The organism is Mycobacterium sp., from assembly GCF_036273375.1.
Lineage (GTDB): Bacteria > Actinomycetota > Actinomycetes > Mycobacteriales > Mycobacteriaceae > Mycobacterium.
The window spans coordinates 1-22510 of sequence record NZ_DASUHS010000243.1 but is presented as its reverse complement, the minus strand read 5'-3'; the positions used below and the strand labels follow the sequence as shown (position 1 = coordinate 22510).

22 protein-coding genes and 1 pseudogene are annotated in these 22510 nt (G+C 65.3%); 9 read left to right on the top strand and 14 right to left on the bottom strand.

The annotated features are described in order from the left end of the window. The 14 genes and pseudogenes from VFW69_RS21445 to VFW69_RS21380 form a co-directional block, all read right to left on the bottom strand. On the bottom strand, positions 1-672 hold the full coding sequence (locus tag VFW69_RS21445; RefSeq protein WP_526504350.1) for an SDR family oxidoreductase: 672 nt from the start codon (positions 670-672) through the stop codon (positions 1-3). Between the two features lie 59 nt (positions 673-731). Then, a complete protein-coding gene (locus VFW69_RS21440) occupies positions 732-1235 on the bottom strand; it encodes a MarR family winged helix-turn-helix transcriptional regulator (RefSeq protein ID WP_526504348.1) in 504 nt (167 codons plus the stop codon). 62 nt (positions 1236-1297) lie between these two features. Next, positions 1298-2047, bottom strand: a complete 750-nt coding sequence (locus VFW69_RS21435; protein ID WP_526504346.1) for an amino acid ABC transporter ATP-binding protein — start codon at positions 2045-2047, stop codon at positions 1298-1300. Further along, entirely contained in the window at positions 2044-3858 is a 1815-nt protein-coding gene (locus tag VFW69_RS21430) for an ABC transporter substrate-binding protein/permease (protein WP_526504344.1), read from the bottom strand. Before VFW69_RS21430 ends, VFW69_RS21435 begins: the two co-directional genes overlap by 4 nt. Positions 3859-3907: 49 nt before the next feature. Further along, positions 3908-4648 carry a GntR family transcriptional regulator gene (locus VFW69_RS21425; RefSeq protein WP_526504342.1) on the bottom strand — a complete coding sequence of 247 codons (741 nt, stop codon included), beginning with the start codon at positions 4646-4648 and terminating at the stop codon, positions 3908-3910. A 115-nt stretch (positions 4649-4763) separates the two neighbouring features. Continuing rightward, positions 4764-5576, bottom strand: a complete 813-nt coding sequence (locus tag VFW69_RS21420; protein ID WP_526504340.1) for an LLM class F420-dependent oxidoreductase — start codon at positions 5574-5576, stop codon at positions 4764-4766. Positions 5577-5591: 15 nt separating this feature from the next. After that, positions 5592-6506 carry an Rv0045c family esterase gene (locus VFW69_RS21415; RefSeq protein WP_526504338.1) on the bottom strand — a complete coding sequence of 305 codons (915 nt, stop codon included), beginning with the start codon at positions 6504-6506 and terminating at the stop codon, positions 5592-5594. Between the two features lie 24 nt (positions 6507-6530). After that, the gene (locus tag VFW69_RS21410; RefSeq protein WP_526504336.1) at positions 6531-7739 is read right to left on the bottom strand and encodes a DUF1214 domain-containing protein; all 1209 of its coding nucleotides are present in this window, start codon (positions 7737-7739) and stop codon (positions 6531-6533) included. A gap of 2 nt (positions 7740-7741) precedes the next feature. Next, a complete protein-coding gene (locus VFW69_RS21405) occupies positions 7742-8545 on the bottom strand; it encodes a sugar phosphate isomerase/epimerase family protein (protein WP_526504334.1) in 804 nt (267 codons plus the stop codon). A gap of 1 nt (position 8546) precedes the next feature. Further along, positions 8547-9716 (bottom strand): sulfotransferase, encoded by a 1170-nt coding sequence (locus VFW69_RS21400; RefSeq protein ID WP_526504332.1) that lies wholly within the window; start codon positions 9714-9716, stop codon positions 8547-8549. Continuing rightward, entirely contained in the window at positions 9713-10840 is a 1128-nt protein-coding gene (locus VFW69_RS21395) for an LLM class flavin-dependent oxidoreductase (protein WP_526504330.1), read from the bottom strand. The genes VFW69_RS21400 and VFW69_RS21395 overlap by 4 nt, the downstream gene beginning before the upstream one ends. Positions 10841-11044: 204 nt before the next feature. Beyond that, complete coding sequence (locus VFW69_RS21390; RefSeq protein ID WP_526504328.1) at positions 11045-12142, bottom strand: inositol-3-phosphate synthase; 1098 nt, start codon at positions 12140-12142, stop codon at positions 11045-11047. 56 nt (positions 12143-12198) lie between these two features. Beyond that, positions 12199-12741, bottom strand: coding sequence for a PadR family transcriptional regulator (locus VFW69_RS21385; protein WP_067934864.1), 543 nt, complete (start codon positions 12739-12741; stop codon positions 12199-12201). Positions 12742-13178: 437 nt separating this feature from the next. After that, positions 13179-13318, bottom strand: a pseudogene (locus VFW69_RS21380) (DUF1707 domain-containing protein); the annotation flags it as partial. Between the two features lie 120 nt (positions 13319-13438). Here VFW69_RS21380 and VFW69_RS21375 point away from each other — a divergent pair. The 9 genes from VFW69_RS21375 to dnaB all read left to right on the top strand — a co-directional run. Beyond that, the gene (locus VFW69_RS21375; RefSeq protein WP_064883320.1) at positions 13439-13873 is read left to right on the top strand and encodes a DUF5318 family protein; all 435 of its coding nucleotides are present in this window, start codon (positions 13439-13441) and stop codon (positions 13871-13873) included. After that, a complete protein-coding gene (locus tag VFW69_RS21370) occupies positions 13866-16508 on the top strand; it encodes a transglycosylase domain-containing protein (RefSeq protein ID WP_526504325.1) in 2643 nt (880 codons plus the stop codon). The genes VFW69_RS21375 and VFW69_RS21370 overlap by 8 nt, the downstream gene beginning before the upstream one ends. After that, positions 16505-18163, top strand: a complete 1659-nt coding sequence (locus VFW69_RS21365; protein WP_526504323.1) for a glycosyltransferase family 87 protein — start codon at positions 16505-16507, stop codon at positions 18161-18163. Before VFW69_RS21370 ends, VFW69_RS21365 begins: the two co-directional genes overlap by 4 nt. Beyond that, the gene (locus VFW69_RS21360; protein ID WP_526504321.1) at positions 18160-18801 is read left to right on the top strand and encodes a DJ-1/PfpI family protein; all 642 of its coding nucleotides are present in this window, start codon (positions 18160-18162) and stop codon (positions 18799-18801) included. Before VFW69_RS21365 ends, VFW69_RS21360 begins: the two co-directional genes overlap by 4 nt. A 133-nt stretch (positions 18802-18934) precedes the next feature. Next, positions 18935-19225, top strand: coding sequence for a 30S ribosomal protein S6 (rpsF, locus tag VFW69_RS21355; protein WP_007771721.1), 291 nt, complete (start codon positions 18935-18937; stop codon positions 19223-19225). A gap of 114 nt (positions 19226-19339) precedes the next feature. Beyond that, positions 19340-19855 (top strand): single-stranded DNA-binding protein, encoded by a 516-nt coding sequence (locus tag VFW69_RS21350; protein WP_526504317.1) that lies wholly within the window; start codon positions 19340-19342, stop codon positions 19853-19855. A gap of 38 nt (positions 19856-19893) precedes the next feature. Beyond that, complete coding sequence (gene rpsR / locus VFW69_RS21345; RefSeq protein WP_526504316.1) at positions 19894-20148, top strand: 30S ribosomal protein S18; 255 nt, start codon at positions 19894-19896, stop codon at positions 20146-20148. 29 nt (positions 20149-20177) lie between these two features. Then, positions 20178-20636 (top strand): 50S ribosomal protein L9, encoded by a 459-nt coding sequence (rplI, locus tag VFW69_RS21340; RefSeq protein ID WP_526504314.1) that lies wholly within the window; start codon positions 20178-20180, stop codon positions 20634-20636. Between the two features lie 530 nt (positions 20637-21166). Then, positions 21167-22510, top strand: a 1344-nt coding sequence (gene dnaB / locus VFW69_RS21335; RefSeq protein ID WP_526504312.1) for a replicative DNA helicase, incomplete at its 3' end; no start/stop codon positions are given.

The window sequence follows — 22510 nt, the reverse complement described above, 5'->3', positions numbered from 1 at the left end:
TTAGCGCTCGGCGGGCCGCAGCACCACCTCGTGCATATGACCGTCAGGCGGGGTGGCCACCGCATTGGCGACCGCGGCCGCGACCGTTTCGGGCTTCAAAAAGTTGGCGGGGTCATAGGTGCCGCCCTCGAATTCGACGAGTTCTCGCTGCATGTCGCTGTCGGTCCGTCCCGGATAAATCGTCGTCACCCTCAACTCCGGTTCATCGCTGCGCAGCGAATCCGCGAAGGCGCGCAGCGCGAACTTGCTGGACGAATACGAGGCCATATCCCGCGAAGCGGTGCGGCCCGAGCCGGAGTTGATGAACACCACCTGCCCGCGGGCCCGCCGCAGCGCCGGCAGCAGCGCCAGCGTAAGTTCCACCGGTCCAAAGACGTTCACGGCGAATGTGGCACGCCATTCGTCGACGTTCGAGTCGGCAACACTGCCGGGTATCGCCAACCCCGCGTTGTGCACCAGCACGTCGAGTTCGTCCACAATTTCGCAGGCGGCTTCGATATCGCCGGAGTCGGTGACATCTAGCGGGAACGTGGTGGCCCCGAGTCGCTCCGCGACCGCGTCGAGCCGATCGGACGGCCGGCCGGCCAGCAGCAGGGTATGCGTGGGTGCCAGCGCTGTGGCAATGGCCGATCCGATACCGCCGCCGGCGCCGGTTATGAGTGCGTTGGGCATGCCCTGCAGTTTACCGACACCGTAGACGCAAACCGAAAAGCGTTGATGCGGAGTTATTTTCAGGCTTCCTTGCGTGCGGGTGGCACGCCGGCTGGTCCGGACGCCGGGTCACCGGAGGCCAGCCGTTCCAGCGGCGCCAGCGCCTGCATCAGGGTATTGAGGTCGGACGTCGGGAGCTGGCTCAGCATCGCGGCCAGCGAAGCACGCCGATTAGCCAGTGATTCACCGTGGACAGCGCGCCCCCGCGGGGTGATGTCCACGAGCACCGCACGCAGGTCGGACGGGTCGCGGGAACGCTTGACCAGCCCCACCTTCTCCAGCCGGCGGATCGCCACGGTCGTGGTGGGAGTCCGCACCCGTTCGTGTGCGGCGAGATCGGTCATCCGGATCGGGCCCTGGTCGAGCAGTGTGACCAGGATCGACAACTGCGCGAGGGTCAACTCTCCGGCCGCCGCACCGCTGGGGTCTCCACGGCGCAGAATGGCAAACAATTTAGACAGCGCGCGGTGCAAACCTTCGGCGAGCTCGGCTACCTCGGCCGGGGTCGATTCGCTGTCTGCCATAAATCGGGAGTCTATCCCGATATGAGGTGCTTACAAGGCTATCGCCCAGTAGATAGTTGAGATCAAAGCACTTGGGATAAAAACCGCCGCAGCCGTTCGGTCTCTGCGGCGTCGAATATTTGCTCAGGGGGGCCCGATTCCACGACCTTGCCGTGATCCATAAACACGACGGCGTCGGATGCCGACCGCGCGAATCCCATTTCGTGGGTTACCACAACCATTGTCATGCCATCGGCGCCAAGGTCGGCAATGAGTTGCAGTATTCCTTTGACCATTTCGGGATCCAACGCCGAGGTCGCCTCATCGAAAAACATCACCTGCGGCGCCATTGCCAGCGCACGGGCGATCGCCACCCGCTGTTGTTGCCCGCCGGACAGCATGCTGGGCCGGGCACCGGCCTTGTGCTTCAGGCCAACTCGGTCCAGCTGGGTCAGCGCCAGGTCGCGGGCCTCGCCGGCCGGCAGACGTCGCAACTTTCGTGGAGCCATCGCAACGTTTTCCAGAACGCTAAGGTGCGGGAAGAGATTGAAATGCTGGAACACCATGCCGATACGCTGGCGCAGCTCGTCGGGATCATCGCGCAGCACCGATCTGCCAGCCAGCAGAATGTCGCCGCTGTCAGGCTCATGCAAACGGTTCAAGGTGCGCAGCAGTGTCGACTTGCCCGAGCCAGACGGCCCGATGATCGCCACGGTGCTGCCCGCGGGTGCTTCGATATCGACCCCGCGCAGCACCTTGCTTTCGCCCAGGGTTTGGTGAACGTCTTTGGCCGCCAGCGAGACTGACGTACGCGCGTGAATGCCGGAGGTCACGTGATTTCCTGCCCGAACGTCGTCGCAAGCATGTCGGCGTCGTCCTCTGCCGCGGCGGCGCGGCGGCCGCGGCGAAGGCGGGTGTCGATGTAGTTCACCAAATGCGTTAGCGGAATGGTCAATAGCAGGTAAAAGAGACCGGCCGCCACCAACGGCGACAGGCTTCCGGTCTGGGCGTTGAGGTCTCGTCCGACCTGGAACAGTTCCCGCTGATCGGCGATCAGGCCGAGGAAGTACACCAGCGCGGAGGCCTTCAACAGCCCGATGGCCTGATTGACCAGCGCGGGGAGTACGCGGCGGATTCCCTGCGGTACCACCACCAGGCGCATCGCGGTGACATAGCTGAAGCCCAGCGCCCGAGACGCTTCCAGTTGTCCGGGATCGACGCTTTGGATTCCGGAGCGCAAAATCTCACCGATGTAGGCGGCGGCCATCAATCCCAGTGCGGCGATGCCGAGCGGGTAGGGATTCTTGTTGGTCAGCCCGCTGACCAACGGGCCGATGCCCATCCCGATCAGCAAGATGATCACCACTTCGGGCAGCCCGCGGAAGATGTCGGTGTACACCCGGGCCGGCCAACGCAGCCAGCGCCGGTGCGAGATTCCCGCCATCGCCAACACCATCCCCAGCGCCAGGCCGATCACGAGCGCGCTGCTGGTCAGAATCAAGGTATTGGGCAATCCGGTGGTGAACAGAATGGGAATGGCCTGTAGGTACATATTCCAGTCGAAGAACGAATCACCCAACTGGGCCAGCGGTGATTTCGGGGCGGGTGGGCCCGCGGGCGAGCGATGTTGTTTCGCAATCGCGGCGAAGTCCGGCAGTTTGGGGATGGGCGCGGCTTTGGAGCCGGGCTTCCAGCCGGGCGGCATCGTCCGCGGCACCCATTGGGTGTACAGGTGCCCCCAGGTGCCGTCGGTGATGACGGCGTCCAGCCCGGAATTGAGCGCGTCAATCAACGCCTTGTTGTCTTGCGCGACCGCATAAGCCACGAAATTGCCTGGGCTGTAAGTATTCGCGGCGACCACCGCCGGGTCACCCGGGCGAATGACGGTCGCCGCGAGGGTTCCTGGCGCCACCCACGCATCGATCTGGCGGGACTTGAGGCTGGCGTACAAGGTGGCAAAGCCCGGATACTTCACGGGTTGCAGATGTAGTACGTCGACGACGTACGACTCCTCTACCGTGCCCTGCACGACGCCGATGCGATGGCCCGCCGCGAGGTCGCTGAACTTGTGGATAGCCGAACCGGGCGGAACCACCAGCGAATAGAACCCGAAGTCGTAGCCGTTGGTGAATGCGACGGTGTGCCGACGGGCGTCGGTGGCCTTGACCGCTGCCGAGCCGACGTCGAACCGCCGGGACGCCACCTGGGCGAGCAGCGCGGAAAAGTCGGTGCTGACGAAGCGGACCTGTAGACCCAGCTTGTCGGCGATGGCACGCAGCAGTTGATTGTCGAAGCCACTGAATTCGCCAGTGGGATTGATGCAGATGTTGGGCGGGGCGTCCGATAGCGTGCCGACCGTCAGGACGCCCGGGGTGCCCAGGCCCAAGGCGCCGACGTCGACCGCGCTGATTGGCTCGACCGATGCCGTTGTGTCGCGGTCGTCCTCGCCGGTGGCCGGGTTCTCGGTCAGGTCTTTAGGGAGGGTCCGCGCGCTGTCCACGCCGGCCGGCGCGCACTGATTCCAGTCGGCGGCCGCCGGCGCAACGGGTCCACCCAACGCGACGCCGCATGCGATGAGGACTGTCGCGGCCAGGCCGAATGCCCTTCCGCGGCGCTTGGTGTGCTGGCCCCCGCGCGAACTCATCACTGTCACCGTAACGACTGAACGGCGACGCGGCCCGCTCAGAGTCGGTTCAAAGCGACAGCGATGCTTCGCCGCGGACGGTGTCCGCGTTGGAGATGACCTGCAGCGGGCCGGGAACGACCCGACTGAAGTCGTCGGTCGGGATGAAGACCCGCCGGCGGAACAGTTCGGCCAGCATGGTCTGGGCCATCAGAAAGGAGCGCTCGACGCACGCTGCCCGCGCGGCTTCGGGGTCGCGCCGCTGTATCGCCGAGGTCTCGTCTTCGTAGAACGGCAGCATCTCGTCGCGTCCGCTTTGATAGGTCGTCCAGAACAGGCGGGGGATGAGGTTTTGCGAGGCGCGGATCGAGGCATGCAGTCGCGGACCGGCGTACTCGTCGTTGACCGTGCGCCGGTATTCGGCGGCGATGTCGGTGAAGGCGCGCGAATCCTTGGCGCTGCGCAGCGAGCGCATGAGCCTATCGAGCTGTCCGAGGATCCGCGGCGTTGGACTGGTCGCCGCGCGGGCGGACGCGATCCCATTGAGCAGCCCGTCGAGTTCGTGGTGCTCGAGGACAGTGGCTTCGTCGAACCGCTCGACGAATGCGCCACGGTGATAGCGCGTGGACACAATGCCGTCGTGTTCGAGTTGGACCAGCGCCTCTTGAATAGGGACGCGGCTCACTCCCAAGCCCAGCGCAATTTCATTGCGGTCGACGCGGTCCCCAGTGCGCAGCTTCCCGGTCAACAAGAGGTGGAGGATGTGCGAAACAACCAGGTCCTTTTCTTTGACCCCGTATTTCTTCGGCATCTTTTGGTTGAGTCTCTTTCACACCACGGTTCGACCATCTAGCGGTGAGAGTTTCTCACGAATTGGCGCGTGCGTTTAGGTGTTTGGCCGATGAATCTGATGCGGCGCGGCCGCTTTAACGGCTATCGCGCCACTTGCACAGCGCTTCGGCCGCGGTCAGGTCGTAGTCCGGGCCGTTCACTCCGACGGTCAGCAGCGTCACGCCCAGCGCGGTGAGGCCTTCGGCGTTGATGATCAACCCGTCGATGCCCTCGCCGCGGCGAACACCGCTGTTGTTCTCGACCCCGGCCGACCTCTCGATGGTAAACGGGTCGCGCCCTACGGCGGCGCAATGTTCCTCCAGCGCGGCCGCCGCGGCCGGATAGGTTTCGACGGTGGTGAAGCCGTGCCAGATGTCGCCGAATTCTGCGACCATTCGCAGCGTCTTTCGTGGGCCCTTCCCGCCGATCAGGATCGGGAGGTCGCGGGTGGGAGCCGGGTTCAGTTTGGCCAGCCGAGCTTGGATTCGAGGCAGTGCGGTCGCCAGGTCGTCCAGGCGACCGCCGACGGTACCGAATTCATAGCCGTACTCGTCGTAGTCCTTTTGTTTCCAACCCGAACCGATGCCCAGGATGAGCCGGCCGTCGGAAATGTGATCGACAGTGCGGGCCATATCGGCCAGGAGCTCCGGATTGCGGTAGGAGTTGCACGTCACCAGCGCGCCGATCTGGATGCGCGATGTCTGCTCGGCCCAGGCGCCGAGCATCGTCCAGCATTCGAAATGCCCGCCGTCGGGATCGCCGTAGAGCGGGAAGAAATGATCCCAGTTGAAGGCGATGTCGACGCCGATGTCCTCGCAGCGGCGCACGGCATCGCGGATCTGGCTGTACTGCGGCGCGTGTTGCGGCTGCAGCTGGACACCGATGCGGATCGGAAACGGAAACGGCATCCCCCCACCGTAGGCTCAGCGTGCGTCGAGCACCCCGCGCAGCAGGTCGATCAACGCGCGAGGTTGGTCGCTCTGCACGGAGTGTCCCGAATTCTCCACCACGTGCGTTGCGCGGAAATGCTTTGCGCGACGGGCGAGTTCGGCCGCGTCCTCGTCGCTGACGAAACCCGATGAGCCGCCGCGCACCAGGGTCACGGGTGCGGGCAAGGCGTCGACGTCGTCCCACAGGCTCGCGAAGTCGGGGAAGGTGCGGATGGCGTCGTAGCGCCACGTCCACTTGCCGTTTTCCAGCTTGCGCGAGTTGTGGAACACCCCGCGGCGCAGCGCCTTCACCTCGCGGTGCGGCGCGGCGGCGACCGTCAAGTCCAGCATGGCCTCGAAGCTGGGGAACTCGCGTTCCCCGTGCATGAGCGCCACGGTGCCCTGCTGCTCCTTGGTCATCTCGGAATGGCGTTGCAGCGCCGAGGGGGTGACGTCGATCAGCACGAGTTCCTTGACGAGCTCGGGTGCGACCGCGCCTAGCCGGATCGCGGTCAGTCCGCCCAGCGACATGCCGACGACGAGGTCGGCCGTCGTTGCGTGCTCGCGCAGGATCGGCAGCAAGGTGTCTGCATTGTGCTGCGGCGAATAGTCGCCGTCCTCGCGCCAGGCGGAGTGGCCGTGGCCGGGCAGGTCGACCGCGAGCGCGGGTTCACCAATGCCGACGATGATCGTGTCCCAGGTGTGCGCGTTCTGGCCGCCACCATGCACGAATACGATCCGCGGGGGAGTGCTGCCCCAGCGCAAGGCGCTGATTCTGCTTTCGCCCGTGCCGGACTCGACGCGCTCCGCTTCGGGCAGGGGCCCGGAGACCCCGGCCTGCTCGGCGTTTTCGGACAGCAGCGAGAATTCGGACAGGCCGGCCAGTTCGTCTTCGGAGATCTCGGTCACGATCTTTGACACTAGCGCCGGCGTCTAGAGGACATAGCGGCGGCGAATGCCATGGAAGCGTTCCCACATCGCGGTGGTGCGCTCCGGTGGGCTCACCATGGCGGTTCCTTCGGGCAGAGCGCCGAGCGCTTCGTCGTGCTTGACCACCCGGGTGTCCAGCACGGCGGGTTCGCCCTCGAGCATGTGTCGGTAGGTCAGATTGCCGCGTTCGAAGCCCTGGGTGTCCAGCCAGTTGTGCACGCCGGGATCACGGTGAGCCATAACAAGCCGGATGCGGCCGTCGTGGTCGGTTTTGGTGCGGCTCGGTGTGTAGCTCACCGGGCGATACAGGTAGTCCATGCTGTTGAAGAAGACCCCCATGTTGGTGAACATCCACAGCCCGTCATGGGCGTCGAATTCGACGATCAGTGCCTCGTCGGCCGCCAGCTCCCAATACATGTTGGCGGCGGCTCGGCCGCGCTTGTTGTCGGCGTCGGTGGCGCCGACGCGCGGAAACGTGTTCGGGTCCTCGGCGTCCACGCCGCCGTAGTTGAAGGGGAATTCAGGCCAATCGGACATCAGACCGGTGACGAAATCACCGGCCCAGCGCATCGCGTCGACCATGTCGGCAGGGGTGGGCAAGGGCTTGGGAGAGGCCATGTCGATGCGTTCGATGCGCATCCGCGCCGGCGATTCGTCCCAGCGGTCAAACCCTTGGCGGATGAACAGTTTTCGTGACTCCGGCGTGGTGGGCAGCCAGTTCGGCCCCCGCTCGGGACCGCCGATGTACAGCTCGAACCGTCCGTCGTTATCGATATCGAGTTGATGGCCCAGCAGGTTGGCCTGCGGTGTGTCGCCGAAGGGCTCGTGCAAGACGCCTGGGCCGGGCGTGCGTCGCCCCTGCACGGTGACGTTGAAGAAGCGCGCGGTGCCGCGGGTGCCGGTGAGCCGGTAGGTCGAGTGTCCGTCGATCCATGCTTGTTGATAGGTGAAGTCGGCGCAGTCCCCGCCCAGCTTGCGGGTGGGGCCGCAGAAGGTGTGCAGCACCGGGTAGCCGGTGTCGCGGGTTTCGAGCGCCAGATCGAAGGCCTGGCCGAGGTTCTGGGTAAGAAACCGGTACGCATCAACGCGCTGCAATGCGGCGGTCGGGTTGGCGTCTTTGAAGACCCGTTCGCCCGCGCGCTGCAGCTGGGCACAGAATTCGGTCCATGCCGATTGCAGCGCCTCGTCATCGCGACCATCGCCGAAACCCATTGTCAGGCACCCAATCTGCTCAGTATCGCGCCGACGGCGTCGCAGGCGCGTCGCGCGGACTGCAAGCGGCCCTCCGCTTCGATGCGGGGCCCGATGAGCTCCAGGTCGAATCCGTGCGCGTACCCGCCGGCCAGAGCTTGGGCAATGAACGTTTCGAGCGGAATCGCGCCGTCGCCGGGCACCGCGCGACCCGGAAGCGCCCGGTCGCCCAGCACGTAATCGCTGAGCTGAATGAGCTCGGTCCGCGGCAATGCCCGTTGCACCATCGCTTCGAAATCGCCCTCCGCCCAGCAGTGGAACAGTTCGATGCAGATGCCGAGCCCGCTCATCTCGGCCAGCGCCACGGTATCGCGCAGGGTGTGGGCGAGATGAATGTCGGCGTACAGGCTCGAGGCGTTCTCGATCGCCAGCGCCACGCCCGCCTGCTTCGCGTGCTCGACGCAGGGAGCGATCATTGCGCTGAAGCGGTCGGCGGCCTGCGGCCAGGTCCGTGTGCCCCGGCCGCCAGTCAGCATATAGACCACGCGCGCACCCACCCCGGCCGCAGCGTCGATCACCGGCAGCAGCGCGTCCTGTGCCGCACGCGCGGCGGTGTCCAGCCGGCCACCGCCGAAGATGTGGCACACCGCCTCGACGGTGTAGATGTTGCGCTGCAATAGCTTTGAGAATTGTGGGTCGAGCAGCTCACTGTCCAAGACGCTCAATCGCGACACACCGAGTGCCGCCCAATGCTGTTCCATTTCGGCCAACGAAGCGCCGAAGAAGGTGACGTCGTGGACCGACAGGCGTTTGTGCGGCGTCGTCACGTCAGTCACGGGATTCGATCTCGACGCCGAATCGTTCACGAAACGGGCGGAATTCGGCGTGCAGCGCATCAAGGTCTTCGCCGATATCGACCAGCAGCTGAGTGGAGTAGCGGAACTTGCCGTACCGGTCGCCGCGATTGTTGGCCAGGTAGTCGCGCATGGCGGATTCGGCTTCGGGCGTGACCTCGCGGCCGGCGAATGCGTAGTAGCGCTGCACCGTGCCCACTTGATCGGCGACGAAATCGGTGTAGCGGATGTGCAGAATGCGCGGATCGTCCACCATGGGATTGCTCATCGTGTTGGCGACGCCGGCGCGCGTCAACTCCAAATGCAGCTTCGCCTGGGCGTGGAGGTCAACGGGACCGACCATTCCTTCCGCGATGTCGGTCATCATCATCGTGCGTGAGGCCGCGACCTGCACCGGATCGCGGTGTAGCCACACCAGCGTCGCGTCGGGGTAGGTGTCGAACATCTCCTTGAGCCGGAAGCCATGAAAACCCTTCAGTACCCAGTACTTTCGCGATCTTCGGTATTGCAACTGCTGCAGCATGGCCTTGTGCAGCCGGTATTGCGCAGCCGGGTCGGTTGCCAGACCGCCGACCATTGACTGCATCGGTACCCGCCACCACGCGGTGGGGGTCATCACCCGGAAGTCGAACGCCCAGGTGCGTTCGTCTTCGGGAAGGCCGTCGCCCAGCATGTCGTTGTAGGGATGGCTGTGCAGCCACTTCGGCATCTTCGCGTTGATCTCACGCCAGTCGGCGTCGGCGCGCGTTCGGCGGTCGTCGTCCGTTGTGGCCAGTCCCGGTGGCGGGGATGGGTACATCACCTCCCAGAACCGCAGCGCCCGGGCTCGCGGGTCGACCGACATGAGGGCGTGCATAAGCGTTGTCCCCGAGCGGGGTTCGCCAGTGACGAACATCGGCGCGGCGATCACTTCAGCGCCGATCGGGTAGCGGTTGCGGTCCTCGATGAGTTCGAGGCGCGACGTCAGCAGCCAACGACACACCTGCGCGGCTTCGAAGCGGCCATCGGCATCCATACCCAGATCGTTCAGGTGGTCGACGGCGACGGCGAAACGTTCGGGCAAGGTGGGATCGCCGTAGTCGCGCAGCCCGGTTTCCGCCTCGGCGGCGGCGAGCATGTCCGCGGCGTCCAAACGTGTTGTCACGACAGGTCTCCGCAGAGTCGCACCAGCTCATCCTCGGCCGCACGGACGTTCGCTGCCGAAGCCTGTGCGTATTCCAAGCCGGCCATGGCGCCGTAGTCGAGAATCTTGGGCACACGCAGGCCCGCGTCAACGTACGTCTTGACGATCTTGGCTACCTCTTTCGGTGTGCCGTGGGGCACGAGGGCGAGGACCATCTCGGGGCGCACATTGTCCAGAAACTGGACGATCCGTTCCCGGGTGAGTACGGCCGGGTCGATGTCCTGGAATCCGCGCCAGTTTTCGCCCATCGGGTGTTCAAATCCAAAGCCGTGCAGCGTCTTTGCAGAGACCTGCAGCAGAAAGGCCTTGACCAGAGGCGCCTGCAGGATCTCGGCGAGGGCGTCGTCGTCCGCACCGATCAGGCACACCTGGATGAAGCAGGGGGTGATCGCCATCGGATCACGGCCGGCGCGTTCGGCGGATGACCGCACCGCGGAGAGCATCTGGGCGTAGTGCGATGGAGTCCAGGCGCCCGCCGGCCACCAGCCGTCGGCGTACCGGCCCGCAATGTCGAGCATCCGTGGACCGCTGGCGCCGATCCAGATCGGCGGCAGCCGGCCCTCGTAGGGTTCGGTGTCCAAACGGGCATGGTGCAGCGAATAGAACTGGCCGTCGAAGTCGACCGGGCCGTCGCTGCGCCACAGCAACTGGATCACCGCCAGCGCTTCCTCGAAGCGGCTGACCGAACGCGAGAAGTCGAAGCCGTAGGGCAGCGTGTTTTCGCTCTCACCGCTGCCCAGTCCGAGGATGAAACGCCCCTTGGCGAGGTGATCGATGGTCAACGCCGTCTGCGCGAGCATGGCGGGATGGCGGCGCACGGTATCGACCACGGCGCTGACCAGAGGAACCCGCTCGGTCAGCACGGCCGCCGCGGCCGCCACCGCGAGCCCGTCCAAGTGGCGGTGCGGCGAGGGGGAAGCGGTGGCCAGGTCGGTGAACTCGGGCGTCCAGATGGAGTCCGGCCAAAAGCTGACCATGTGATCGGGCAGCCAGATGGAGTGGTAGCGACCGCTGTCGAGTCCGGCGAGCCCGGACAAGTCAAGGGGGAGCGTGGTGCGCAGGAACGCTGCGGGCTGAACGGTCATCGAGACATGATGCTAAGCACCTGCACAGCAGTGTGTCGATGCTTTGGCGATTGCGCCTCACCGGCCACATCGGTATCGCGCCCGACCATTAGGTGATCTGCGAATGCGCCAGCGCATGGGCTAGCACTTCGGAACCACAGTTAATGGTTCAGGGCGCTACCGTCTCGGCAAACCGGGCGCGGGCGCCCGGCCGCACGTCGGTCCTCAGCCCGAGATGATGAACTCTTCGAGCTGCGTACGCGCAATGTCGTCAGGCAGCTGCTGCGGCGGGCTCTTCATCAGGTAGGCCGATGCCGGGATCACCGGACCGCCGATACCGCGATCCTTGGCGATCTTGGCGGCGCGCACCGCGTCGATGATGACGCCCGCGGAGTTCGGCGAGTCCCAGACCTCAAGCTTGTACTCGAGGTTGAGCGGCACGTCACCGAAGGCGCGGCCCTCGAGCCGCACGTAGGCCCACTTGCGGTCGTCGAGCCAGCCGACATGGTCGGACGGGCCGATGTGCACGTCCTTGGTCTTGAACTCGCGCTGCAGGTTAGAGGTGACGGCCTGCGTCTTTGAGATCTTCTTGGACTCGAGGCGCTCGCGCTCGAGCATGTTGAGGAAGTCCATGTTGCCCCCGACGTTGAGCTGCATGGTGCGGTCCAGCTGCACACCGCGGTCTTCGAACAGCTTGGCCATCACGCGGTGGGTGATGGTCGCGCCGACCTGGCTCTTGATGTCGTCACCCACGATCGGCACACCGGCGTCGGCGAACTTTTTGGCCCACACGGGGTCCGAGGCGATGAACACCGGCAGCGCATTGACGAACGCCACGCCCGCGTCGATTGCGCACTGGGCGTAGAACTTGTCGGCCTCTTCGGAGCCCACCGGCAGGTACGACACCAGCACGTCGACGTTGGCCTCGCGCAGCGCCCGGACCACGTCGACGGGTTCGACGTCGGACACCTCGATGGTGTCGGCGTAGTACTTACCGATGCCGTCCAGCGTCGGGCCGCGTTGCACCGTCACGTTGGTGGGCGGCACGTCGGCGATCTTGATGGTGTTGTTCTCCGACGCGAAGATCGCCTCGGACAGGTCGAAGCCGACCTTCTTGGCGTCCACGTCGAACGCGGCGACGAACTTCACGTCGCGGACGTGGTACTGGCCGAACTTCACGTGCATCAAGCCGGGCACGGCACTGTTCGCGTCGGCGTCGTAGTAGTACTGCACGCCCTGAACCAGCGAAGACGCGCAGTTACCGACGCCGACAATGGCGACTCGTACCTCCGTCGACGCCTGCGGCGCGTTCTGCTCACTCATATGGGCGTTCTCCTAACCTCTAACCACTGACTGGGATGCTGGGTTCGTGCAGGGATTTACGTTTGCTCGGAGAGGCCGGGCATAGCCCGCTCCGCAGCGATGAGCTCGTTGAGCCACTTGACTTCGCGCTCACTGGACTCGAGCCCCAATTGATGAAGCTGACGGGTGTAGCGGTCGAACGAGCTACTGGCCCGCGCAACTGCTTCGCGCAGACCTTCCCGCCTTTCCTCGACCTGACGGCGGCGGCCTTCCAGAATGCGCATCCGCGCCTCTGCCGGAGTCCGGTTGAAGAACGCCAGGTGTACCCCGAAGCCGTCGTCGGTGTAGTTGTGGGGACCGGTGTCGGACACCAACTCCCCGAAGCGCCGGCGGCCCTCGTCGGTCAGCTGGTAGACGCGCCGGGCCCGCCGAACCGGCGTCCCGGCCGGGGCGGCGTTCTCGGCAATCAACCCCTCGGCCTGCATGCGCCGCAGGGCCGGGTAGAGCGATCCGTACGAAAACGCCCGGAACGCACCGAGTAGACCGGTCAGCCGCTTGCGCAACTCGTAGCCGTGCATCGGCGACTCGATCAGGAGACCCAGGATGGCAAGCTCCAGCATCGATTCACCTCCTGAAAAAGATCTGCGTGGCTGGTTACGACGGTTCGACGCCTCGCGCAATCGTATCGTCTCGATATATTAGCCACAACACCACTAACTGTTGGTTTGGAGTTCGTCACAGGGCGTGGGCGTGGAAATCGCCGCGGGACCGGCCTTTACGCGGGCAGACTCGTCTGCTTGACGATGCCGTCGCCTGAGAAGGTGACGTGTCCGCCTCCGTAGTCGCTGGAGACATACAGGGACAGCGAAAGCGCGCTCACTCGGCGCGAACAATCGATCCGGCCTACCGCCACACCAGCCACACGGGCACCGCCGTGGCACCCATGAGGCGACTTCTAAACGTGCTAGCGCCGGCGCTATCGCATTTCGAAAAGCCCGTGCACTCCCAGAGCCGGGACTGCTGGGGCGGTAGCGACGCGCGCGCGAATCCAGTTAGACCGATGGCGGTGCTCTTCGGCGGAGAGCTCGCCATCCGCCATGGCGTCGTCGAGGACCATGCAGGTGTCTTGGCGGTCGGAGTCCTTGGCGTAGTCGTTGTCGCGCCACCGGCCAGCGTTGTCCCGTGCCATTTCGCCACGGGGATGATCGTAGAAGTCCGGTCCCCGATTGGCGCAGAAACCACCGTCGATTACCCCGCACGGACCGCCACGGTTCGGTTGCGTATCCCTGCTCGAGATGGCGACGTACTCTGGTGGGCGTGCGACTGCAGCGACAAGTGGTGGACTACGCGCTCCGGCGGCGCTCACTGCTGGCCCAGGTGTACTCGGGCCGCACCGGTGTGTCCGAGGTTTGTGACGCGAACCCGTATCTGCTGCGCGCCGCCAAGTTTCACGGGAAACCGAGCCAGGTCATGTGCCCGATCTGCCGCAAGGAGCAGTTGACGCTGGTGTCATGGGTATTCGGGGAACACCTCGGTGCGGTGTCGGGCTCGGCGCGCACGGCCGAAGAATTGGTGATGCTGGCAACCCGCTTCGAGGAGTTCGCGGTCCACGTGGTGGAGGTATGCCGGACCTGCAGCTGGAACCATCTCGTCAAGTCATATGTGCTCGGTGCGGCTCGCACGGCACCTCCTCCAAGGGGCACCGGACGCACGCGGACGGCGCGCAACAACGCCCGCACGGCCATTGAATAACGAAGGACGCCACAACCAGTCGTCCGGTGACCAACGTGGGCCAGCGACTGAGCATGTAGGCAATCAGAGTTCTGACGACCGTCCGGGCCCGCACCGTCCGGACGGCGGTCCGCGCGATCCCGAACGCCGGGAGGCGCCGCCCACGATCAACCGTCGCCGTCAGGCCCCACCCGATGATCGAATGACAACGATCCTGCCGGCGGTCAAAGATGACCGGGCGCCCCGGCGCTCGGATCCCATCGAGGAAGTCAAAGCCGCGCTGGCCGGCCCCCCTTCGGCGCCCTTACGGCGCGACGCGCTCGACGAGGTCAAGGCCGCACTGGACAGCCGGGGGCCGACGTCCGGCCGGCCCGAGCGGGCGAGCCTCGGCGGTGGTCCGCCCGGCGGACCGCCCCCTCCGCCCCGGCGGCCCGGTCGCCCGGGAGGGCCCGGCGGTCCCGGCGGGCGGCCCATCCCACCGTGGCGCGACTGGGCCTGGACCGAGCAGATCAACTGGCTGTGGGTCCGGCGAGGGGCGTACCTCAGTGCGGCGGTGCTGGTGCTGCTGCCGATCGTCACGTTCGCGATGGCGTACTTCATCGTCGACATTCCCAAACCGGGTGACCTTCGCACCAACCAGGTTTCGACCATCCTGGCCAGTGATGGCTCGGAGATCGCCAAGATCATCCCGCCGGAAGGCAATCGAGTCGACGTCAACATCAACCAAGTTCCCGTGCATGTGCGCCAGGCGGTGATCGCCGCCGAAGACCGCAATTTCTACTCGAACCCGGGGTTCGATTTCACCGGTTTCGTGCGTGCGCTGAACAACAACCTCTTCGGCAGCGGTGACCTGCAGGGCGGTTCGACGATCACGCAGCAGTACGTGAAGAACGCGCTGGTGGGCTCGGCCCAGCACGGAGTCAGCGGCTTGATGCGTAAGGCCAAGGAACTGGTGATCGCGACCAAGATGTCGGGGGAGTGGTCGAAAGACGATGTGCTGCAGGCCTATCTGAACATCATCTACTTCGGGCGCGGCGCCTACGGAATTTCAGCCGCCGCCAAGGCCTACTTCAACAAACCCGTCGAGCAGCTCACGGTCTCCGAAGGCGCACTGCTGGCGGCGCTCATCCGGCGGCCGTCCTCACTGGACCCGGCCGTCGATCCGCAGGGCGCTCGTGCGCGCTGGGCGTGGGTGCTCGACGGCATGGTGGAAACCAAGGCGCTGTCTCCGAGTGACCGTTCCGCTCAGCAGTTCCCGCCGACCGTGCCGCCGGATCAGGCGCGCGCGCAGAACCAGACGACCGGGCCCAATGGGCTGATCGAGCGTCAGGTGACCAAAGAGTTGATGGAGCTGTTCAACATCGACGAGCGGACCCTGAACACTCAGGGATTGCAGGTGACCACCACGATCGACCCGAAGGCCCAGCAGGCGGCGGAGAAGGCGGTGTCGAAGTACCTCGACGGCCAAGACCCCGATATGCGTTCGGCCGCGGTCTCGGTCGATCCGCACGACGGCGCCATACGCGCATACTTCGGCGGCACCGACGCCAACGGGTTCGACTTCGCCCAGGCCGGGCTGCAGACCGGGTCGTCGTTCAAGGTGTTCTGCCTTATCGCCGCGCTCGAGCAGGGGATCGGCCTGGGCTACCAGGTGGACAGCTCAGCGCTGACGGTCGATGGCATCAAGATCACCAACGTCGACGGTGAGAGCTGCGGGACCTGCAACATCGCCCAGGCGCTCAAGCAATCGCTCAACACCTCCTACTACCGGCTGATGCTCAAGCTCAAGGGGGGACCGCAGGCCGTCGCCGATGCAGCCCACCAAGCCGGCGTCGCGACCAGCTTCCCCGGTGTGGACCACACCCTTTCCGAGGACGGCAAGGGCGGCCCGCCGAACAACGGAGTTGTGCTGGGCCAGTATCAAACCCGGGTGTTCGACATGGCCTCCGCCTACGCCACGCTGGCTGCCTCCGGTACCTATCATCAACCGCACTTCGTGCAAAAGGTCGTCAACTCCGACGGCCAGGTTCTCTTCGACGCCGCCAACTCCGACAACAAGAACGAGCAACGGATCCCCAAGGCCGTTGCCGACAACACCACCGCGGCCATGGCTCCGATCGCCGCCTATTCCCGCGGCCATGCCCTAGCCGGCGGCAGGCCGTCGGCGGCCAAGACCGGCACCACCCAGCTCGGTGACACCACCTCCGACAAGGACGCGTGGATGGTGGGCTACACGCCATCGCTGTCGACGGCGGTGTGGGTCGGCACGGCCAAAGGCGATAGCCCGCTGGTAACCAGTTCGGGCGGACCGGTTTACGGTTCGGGGCTACCGTCGGATATTTGGAAGTCCACGATGGACGGCGCGCTCAAGGGCACATCCAACGAATCCTTCCCCAAGCCGACGGAGATCGGCGGTTACGCGGGCGTGCCCGTTGCGCCACCGCCGCCTCCGCCGCCATCGGAGACTGTCATCCAGCCCACCATCGAGGTGGCGCCGGGCATCACCATTCCGGTCGGTCCGCCCACGACGATCACCGCGGCGCCACCGGCGCCCGGCGGCCCGCCGGGTGGTCCGCAACCGGGCGGGCCGTTTGGTGGCCCCCCGGGTGGTGGCGTCCCGCCGGGTGGACCCCAAGCGCCGCCACCGCCACCGTGACCGACGCCGCGGAGCACGGCGCGACCACTTCACCGCAGCGGCTCGCCGCGGATCTGCGCAGCGCCGACAACCGAGATTGCCCGAGCCGCACCGACTTCCTGGGCGCCGCGCTCGCCGACGTCGTCGGGGGACCGGTGGGCCGGCACGCGCTGATCGGCCGCTCTCGGCTGATGACCCCGCTGCGGGTGATGTTTTTGATAGCGCTGGTCTTCCTGGCGCTGGGCTGGTCAACGAAGGCGGCCTGTCTGCAAAGCACCGGCACCGGGGCCGGCGATCAGCGGGTGGCCAACTGGAATAATCAACGCGCTTACTACGAGTTGTGCTACTCCGATACCGTGCCGCTCTACGGCGCAGAGTTGTTGAGTCAAGGCAAGTTTCCCTACAAGTCGAGCTGGGTCGAGACCGACTCGACCGGCGCCCAGCAGATCCGTTACGACGGCCAGCCCGCGGTTCGCTACATGGAGTATCCGGTGCTGACGGGGATTTATCAGTACGTGTCGATGGCCCTGGCTAAGACCTACACAGCGCTGAGCAAGCTCACCCCGCTTCCGGTGGTCGCCGAGGTGGTGATGTTCTTCGATGTCGCGGCATTCGGGTTGGCGCTGGCCTGGCTTGCCACCGTCAGGGCGAGTGCGGGCCTGGCCGGGCGGCGGATCTGGGACGCGGCATTGGTCGCGGGCTCGCCGATTTTGATTTTTCAGATTTTCACCAACTTCGACGCGCTGGCAACGGCTTTCGCGATGGCCGGGCTATTGGCCTGGGCGCGACGAAAACCGGTGCTGGCCGGCGTGCTGATCGGCTTGGGCGCCGCGGCGAAGCTGTATCCGTTGCTGTTCTTGGGCCCTATGCTGCTGCTAGGAGTCCGAACCGGGCAGCTGCGCGCGTGGGTCCGCACCGCGGTGGCTGCCGGGGTGACCTGGCTGTTGGTGAACCTGCCTGTGCTGGTGTTTTTTCCGCGCGGCTGGTCGGAGTTCTTCCGGCTCAACACGCGTCGCGGCGAGGACATGGACTCGCTGTACAACGTCATCAAGTCGTTCACCGGATGGCGGGGATTCGATGCCAAGCTCGGGTTCTGGCAGCCGCCGACGCTGCTTAACACTGTCGTCGCGGTGTTGTTCGTGTCATGTTGTGCCGCAATCGCATACATCGTGTTGACGGCGCCACAACGCCCGCGGGTGGCGCAGCTGGTGTTCTTGGTGATCGCGGCTTTCCTGCTGACCAACAAGGTGTGGAGCCCGCAGTTCTCGCTATGGCTGGTGCCGCTGGCGGTGCTGGCACTGCCGCATCGCCGGGTCCTGCTGGCATGGATGACCGTCGACGCGCTGGTGTGGGTGCCGCGGATGTATTACCTGTACGGCAACCCGAACCGCTCGCTGCCCGAACAGTTCTTCACCACGACCGTGCTGCTGCGGGACCTCGCGGTTATCATGATGTGCGCGTTGGTGGTTCGCCAGATATACCGACCCGGTGAGGATTTGGTGCGATGGGGCGCACGGGTGGACGATCCGGCGGGCGGACCGTTCGATCGCGCGCCTGACGCCCCACCCGGTTGGTTGCCGGACTGGCTGCGGCCGGTTGGATCGCGCCGTTCCAGAATCCCGGTATCCGATGACGCGGACGAACAACCCGCAGTCGTAAGCGGCGCCAGGCCATGACCCAGGTCGCCATTCCGATCTTTCCGCGATTCACCGCGCTCGACGCGGTGGGTCCTTACGAGGTGCTGCAACGCATTCCGTCGATCGACGTCGTGTTCGTCGGGCATCACCGCGGTGAGGTGCGGACCGAGAACGGAATGCTCGGTGTCAGCTGTGACGCCACCTTCGATGAGGTGGATGCACCCGATGTGCTGGTATTCCCGGGCGGCATTGGCACCCGGCAGCTGGTTCATGACGAGGCTATCCGGGCGTGGCTGCAGGCGGTGCACCCCAACACCAGGTTCACCACCTCGGTGTGCACCGGTGCCCTGTTGCTGGCTGCGGCAGGTCTGCTGGACGGGCTCACCGCCGCCACCCATTGGCGGGCTGCCGACCTGCTCAACGGTTTGGGCGCCTACTACGTGCCGGAACGGGTCGTCGAACACCTGCCGCAGCGGATCATCACCGCCGCCGGGGTGTCCAGCGGCATCGACATGGCTTTGCGTTTGGTAGAACTGCTCGTCGATCGCGAGGCCGCACAGGCGGCTCAGCTGCTCATCGAATACGATCCGCAGCCGCCCTTCGACTCGGGCGCGCTCGCCAAGGCGGATCCCGCGACGGTGGCGAGGGCCGACGAATACTTGGCCGCCCGGCAGTAGCGAGGTTGTCCAATCGGCCGGATTTCTTTGGTCAGCCCGGTATCCGGTAGCCTGATGCGGTTGCCGACGCAGGCGACCCTCCTGCCACGGAACGTCCGTGGCCGCACAGACCAGAGGAGGTGGTGAGGTTTCCATGCGTCCATACGAAATCATGGTCATTCTTGACCCCACGCTCGACGAGCGCACCGTTGCTCCGTCCTTGGAGACGTTCCTCAACGTCGTCCGCAAGGATGGTGGATCCGTCGACAAGGTCGACATCTGGGGCCGGCGCCGCCTGGCCTACGAGATCGCCAAGCACGCCGAAGGCATCTACGTCGTCGTCGACCTGAAAGCCGAGCCGGCGACGGTATCGGAGCTCGACCGCCAGCTGAGCCTCAATGAGTCGGTACTGCGCACCAAGGTGATGCGCACCGACAAGCACTAACAGCCTTGGCTGCGTCGCGTGCTTCTCGTCGGCGCACTTGCTTAGGCTGTGGAGAGCTCAGCGAAAGTACGCTCATGACACCCACCACCCAAGCGGCGGACCCAGGAGGAAATTGTGGCTGGTGACACCACTATCACCGTTGTCGGAAACCTGACCGCCGACCCCGAATTGCGGTTCACGCCGTCGGGCGCCGCCGTCGCGAACTTCACCGTGGCGTCGACACCTCGGATCTATGACCGGCAGAGCAATGAATGGAAAGACGGCGAGGCGCTGTTCCTGCGGTGCAACATCTGGCGGGAGGCCGCCGAGAACGTCGCGGAGAGCCTCACGCGTGGGTCCCGTGTGATTGTCACCGGCCGGCTCAAGCAGCGTTCGTTTGAGACTCGTGAAGGTGAGAAGCGCACAGTCTTCGAGGTCGAGGTAGACGAGATCGGCCCCTCGCTGCGGTATGCCACAGCCAAGGTCAACAAGGCCAGCCGCAGTGGCGGCGGAGGCGGTGGCTTCGGCGGCGGTGGTGGTGGATCCCGCCAGCAATCGGCGCCGGCGAGCGGCGCACCCGCTGACGACCCGTGGGGCAGTGCCCCGGCTTCGGGATCGTTCGCCGGCGGAGACGACGAACCGCCGTTCTGACCAAGACTCAGCAGTAGGAATCGAAAAGAAAGACAGACATGGCTAAGTCCAATAAGCGGCGCCCGGCTCCGGAAAAGCCGGTCAAGGCGCGTAAATGTATCTTCTGCTCGAAGAAGGGACAAGCGATCGACTATAAGGACACCGCGCTGCTGCGCACGTATATCAGTGAGCGCGGCAAGATCCGCGCGCGCCGGGTCACCGGCAACTGCGTGCAGCACCAACGCGACGTCGCGATCGCGGTGAAGAACGCCCGCGAGGTGGCGCTGCTGCCCTTTACCTCCTCGGCGCGATAGCCGCCGAGGCCTACCGAAAGTACGAAACGATGAAGCTGATTCTGACGGGTGACGTCGACCACCTTGGTGCCGTCGGCGACACTGTTGAGGTCAAAGACGGTTACGGCCGCAACTTCCTGCTTCCGCGCGGCCTGGCGATCGTGGCATCCCGCGGCGCCCAAAAGCAGGCGGACGCCATCCGCCGGGCCCGCGAAACCAAGGCGGTGCGCGACCTCGGGCACGCCAATGAACTCAAGACCGCGATCCAGGGGCTCGGCCCAGTGCCGCTGCCGGTGAAGACGGCAGCGGATTCCGGGAAGCTGTTCGGCTCGGTGACCGCCGGAGATGTCGTCGCGGCGATCAAGAAGGCCGGCGGGCCCAACCTGGACAAGCGGATCGTGCGGCTGCCCAAATCGCACATCAAGGCCCTCGGGACGCACCCGGTGGCGGTGCACCTGCATCCCGAGGTCGACGTCGAGGTCGCGCTCGAGGTCGTCGCGCAGAGCTAAGCACCCGACATTTGCTCATTCCCGGCGGTGGCCCTGATCGGCCGCCGCCGGGCTTCGTCTCGCTGCACGCTTGCGGCCGCGCTCCGGGGCAACGATCGCGGATGCGCTTCGTGGCGAACTGTTTCCGGGGCGTATTCGGCTGCCACGCGTTACCGGCCCGTAACGCTGGGAAAATATGCCGGAAAGCCAACACGCCCGGGGCAGTAACCTGGCACGACACGCCGTAGAGATTCTTGTCCACACGATTTTCATGGCGTTGTATGGCCGGTATCTGCAGTGATGTCCCAGCCCTTTGCATTAATCCACAGGTTCTCCACACCCCGCTCAACACAGGTGTCGATGGATATGCACACACGATGCACAGCTTCATAAACAGCACCCCCTTTGCCTACTAGCCAGCAACGCTTAACGTCGTCCCGGCGCCGAGCGTGCGGGTGCTGTGCCGTGCAGATTGTCGGCACCTTGACTTACGCTCGATGCCGACTATCGAATGTATGTTCGGATGCGTGATTCAGGGGAGGAGGGAATCCGTGGCGGTCGTCGATGACCTGGCGTCGGGCATGGATTCCTCGCCGCCAAGCGAGGACTTCGGGCGGCAGCCACCGCAGGACCTGGCGGCAGAGCAGTCGGTGCTGGGCGGCATGCTGCTGAGCAAGGACGCCATCGCCGATGTGCTCGAACGGCTGCGGCCCGGCGACTTCTACCGCCCCGCCCACCAGAACGTGTACGACGCGATCCTGGACCTCTACGGGCGTGGCGAACCGGCCGATGCGGTGACGGTCGCCGCGGAACTGGACCGCCGCAACCTACTGCGCCGCATCGGCGGGGCACCGTATCTGCACACGCTGATCTCGACGGTGCCGACCGCGGCCAACGCGAGCTACTACGCGACCATTGTGGCCGAAAAAGCGCTCCTGCGGCGCCTCGTGGAGGCCGGCACCCGGGTCGTGCAGTATGGCTACGCGGGCGCCGAGGGCGCCGACGTGGCCGAGGTGGTCGACCGTGCACAGGCCGAGATCTACGAGGTGGCCGAGCGCCGGACGTCGGAGGATTTCGTTCCGCTCGAGGATCTGCTGCAGCCGACCATGGACGAGATCGACGCCATCGCCTCGAACGGCGGTGTCGCCCGCGGCGTCCCGACCGGTTTCACCGAGCTCGACGAGGTGACCAACGGTCTGCACGCCGGGCAGATGATCATCGTGGCGGCCAGGCCTGGAGTGGGTAAATCGACGCTGGGACTAGATTTTTTGCGGTCGTGCTCGATCAAGCACCGCATGGCCAGCGTCATCTTCTCGCTGGAGATGAGCAAGTCCGAGATCGTCATGCGGCTGCTGTCGGCGGAAGCGAAAATCAAACTCGCCGACATGCGGTCCGGTCGCATGAGCGACGAAGACTGGACGCGGCTGGCTCGGCGGATGAGCGAAATCAGCGAGGCGCCACTGTATATCGACGACTCGCCGAACCTGACGATGATGGAGATCCGCGCCAAGGCGCGCCGGCTGCGGCAGAAATCCGACCTGCGTCTGGTGGTGGTCGATTATCTGCAACTGATGTCGTCGGGAAAGAAGGTCGAGTCGCGGCAGCTCGAGGTATCCGAGTTCTCGCGCCAGCTCAAGCTTTTGGCCAAGGAATTGGAGGTGCCCGTCGTCGCGATCAGCCAGCTGAACCGTGGTCCCGAGCAGCGCACCGACAAGAAGCCCATGCTGTCGGACCTTCGTGAGTCGGGATCGCTGGAGCAGGATGCGGACATGGTGATCCTGCTGAACCGGCCCGACGCGTTCGAGCGCGACGATCCACGTGGGGGAGAGGCGGACTTCATTCTCGCCAAACACCGCAACGGCCCCACCAAGACGGTGACGGTCGCCCACCAGCTG